Raw genomic sequence first — 2,851 nt, forward strand, 5'->3', positions numbered from 1 at the left:
CACGAGCACGGCGGTCACCCCGCAGCCACGCCCGAGCCGACGCAGGACGGCGGCGCGGAGCGGCTGCACTGGGCCGTCTGGTCCGTGTTCGCCCGCCCCGCCGGCGGGGCCGCGGCCCGCACGGCCGGCGACGACGCCTCCGCGGCCGCCGAGTTCGACGGTGTCGTCGAGCAGCTGGCGGCCGAGGGCGTGACGCTGCGCGGCGCCTACGACGTCTCGGGGATGCGCGAGGACGCCGACGTCCTCACGTGGCTGCACGGCGACGACCCCCAGGCGCTCCAGTCGGCGGTCCGCCGGCTGCGCCGCACGGAGCTCCTGGCCGGCACCGCGCAGGCCTGGAACGCGATGGGGGTGCACCGGGACGCCGAGTTCACCCGGAACCACTCGCCGTCCTTCGCCCGCGGCGTCGCCCCCGAGGACTGGGTCTGCGTCTACCCGTTCGTGCGCTCCTACGAGTGGTACTACATGAACGCCCAGCGCCGCGCCGAGATGCTGCGCAACCACGGCATGGCGGCGCGCGACTACCCCCAGGTCCTCGCCAACACCATCGCGTGCTTCGGGCTCAACGACTTCGAGTGGCTGCTCGCGCTCGAGGCCCCCGAGCTGGTCGACCTCGTCGACGTCATGCGGGCCTTCCGCAACACGGAGGCCCGGCTGCACGTGCGCGAGGAGACACCGTTCTACACGGGCCGCCGGATCCGCTCCGAGGAGCTCGCGGAGGTGCTCCGATGAGCGCCGAGAACGCCCTGTCGCGGGCCCGCGCGCACGCGCCGGAGCACTACGACGCCGTCGTCCTCTCGTCCTTCGGCGGGCCGGAGGGGCAGGACGACGTCCTGCCGTTCCTGCGCAACGTCACGAAGGGCCGCGGCATCCCCGACGAGCGGCTGGAGGAGGTGGCCACCCACTACCGGGCCAACGGCGGCGTCAGCCCCATCAACGCCCAGAACCGCGCGCTGCGCTCCGCCCTCGAGGCCGAGCTGCTCGGCCGGGGCCTGAGCGTGCCCGTGCTGTGGGCCAACCGCAACTGGGCGCCCTACGTGGCGGACGTGGTGCGGGAGTGCCACGCGCGCGGGCTGCGCAAGCTCCTGGTGCTCGCCACCAGCGCCTACTCCAGCTACTCCGGCTGCCGCCAGTACCGCGAGGACTACGGCGTGGCGCTCGAGGAGCTCGGCCTCGCGGACGAGATGCAGGTCGACAAGGTCCACCAGTACTACGACTCCGAGGGCTTCGTGCAGCCCTTCGTCGAGGGCCTCCGGGAGGGCCTCGCGCAGGTGCGCGACCGGCTCGGCGCCGACGGCGGCAGGATCGCGGTCCTGTTCTGCACCCACTCCATCCCCACGACCGACGCCGAGGCCTCCGGGCCGGCGCGGATGGACTTCGAGGAGGGCTCCGCCTACGTCGCCCAGCACCTGGCCGTGGCCCGGACCGTGCTGGAGCGCGTGGGGGCGGAGGAGCTCGGGGACCACACCTGGGACCTCGTCTACCAGTCCCGCTCCGGGCCGCCGCAGGTGCCGTGGCTCGAGCCGGACGTCAACGACGCCCTCGAGGAGCTCGCCGAGCGCGGTGTCGCCGGCGTGGTCCTCGTGCCGCTGGGCTTCGTCTCCGACCACATGGAGGTCAAGTGGGACCTCGACACGGAGGCCCTGGAGACCTGCGAACGGCTCGGCCTCCCGGCCGTGCGCACCCCCACCGCGGGCACCCACCCGGCGTTCGTGGCCGGGCTCGCGGACCTCGTGGAGCAGCGCGTCGCCGGGCGCACCGCCCCGCCGCGGCTCTCCGCGTGCGCCGAGGGCACGTGGTTCGACGACTGCGCCCCGGACTGCTGCGTCAAGGTGCTGCGCGGCGCCACCGGGCCCCGCCCCACCATCGCGCAGCGCCCCCAGGGCGAGCCCCTCCCGGTCGCCCTCGACGAGACGGGGGAGGTGCGGTGGTCGTGACGGCCGCGGCGCAGGGGCTCCCGGTGCTGCGGGTCGGGACCCGCGGCTCCCGGCTCGCGCTCACCCAGACCACCACGGCGGCCCGGGCCGTCGCGGCGGCGGGCGGGCTGGAGCCGGAGCTCGTCACGATCCGCACCGAGGGCGACGTCCTGACCGGGCCCCTGTCCCAGATGGGCGGCACCGGGGTCTTCGCCACGGCCCTGCGGGCCGCGCTGCTGGCGCGCTCCGTGGACCTGGCCGTGCACTCCCTCAAGGACCTGCCCACCGCTCCCGTGCCGGGCCTCGAGGTCGCCGCGGTGCCGGAGCGGGAGGACCCCCGGGACGCGCTGTGCGCCCGCGACGGGCTGACCCTCTCCGGCCTGCCCTCCGGCGCGAAGGTCGGCACCGGCTCCCCGCGGCGCGCGGCGCAGGTGCGCGCCGCTCGCCCTGACCTGGAGATCGTCGACATCCGCGGCAACGTGGGCACCCGACTGGGGCGGGTGGCCCCCGGCGACCTCGACGCCGTGGTGCTCGCCGCCTCCGGGCTGCGGCGGCTCGGGCTGGAGGACGCGATCACCGAGCTGATCGACCCGTCCGTCATGCTCCCCGCCCCCGGGCAGGGCGCCCTGGCCCTGGAGTGCCGCACCGAGGACGCCTCGGGGGACACCCCGCTCGCCGCCGCCCTCGCCGCGGTGGACCACCTGGAGACCCGCCTGGCCGTGACCGCGGAACGGGCGCTGCTGACCCGGCTCGAGGCCGGCTGCGCGGCCCCCGTGGGCACCTTCGCGCGGATCGAGGACGGCGTGCTCGTGCTCGACGTCGTCGTGGCCGACCCGGACGGCAGCCGGGTCATGCGCCGCAGCGGCCGCACCGCGGAGCGCGGCGTCGACGACGCCCGCGCCCTCGGCCACCGGCTGGGCGACGAGCTGCTCGCC

General features: G+C 76.1%; 3 protein-coding genes. All 3 read left to right on the forward strand.

Annotation, left to right across the window (positions count from 1 at the left end; translation table 11 throughout):
- Positions 1 to 732, forward strand: a 732-nt coding sequence (gene hemQ / locus CRM73_RS18740; protein ID WP_370658576.1) for a hydrogen peroxide-dependent heme synthase, incomplete at its 5' end; no start/stop codon positions are given.
- Positions 729 to 1,937 (forward strand): ferrochelatase, encoded by a 1,209-nt coding sequence (locus CRM73_RS18745; protein WP_229588736.1) that lies wholly within the window; start codon positions 729 to 731, stop codon positions 1,935 to 1,937. The genes hemQ and CRM73_RS18745, both read left to right, overlap by 4 nt.
- A partial coding sequence (hemC, locus tag CRM73_RS18750; protein ID WP_229588737.1) for a hydroxymethylbilane synthase occupies positions 1,928 to 2,851 on the forward strand: 924 nt, incomplete at its 3' end. The genes CRM73_RS18745 and hemC, both read left to right, overlap by 10 nt.

The organism is Kocuria sp. CCUG 69068 (assembly GCF_020833785.1).
In the GTDB taxonomy this organism is placed as follows: Bacteria; Actinomycetota; Actinomycetes; order Actinomycetales; family Micrococcaceae; genus Kocuria; species Kocuria rosea.

What these genes read in the sequence shown, in the direction of transcription:
- CRM73_RS18745 (WP_229588736.1), top strand. Translation starts at nt 729, where the DNA reads ATGAGCGCCGAGAACGCCCTGTCGCGGGCCCGCGCGCACGCGCCGGAG.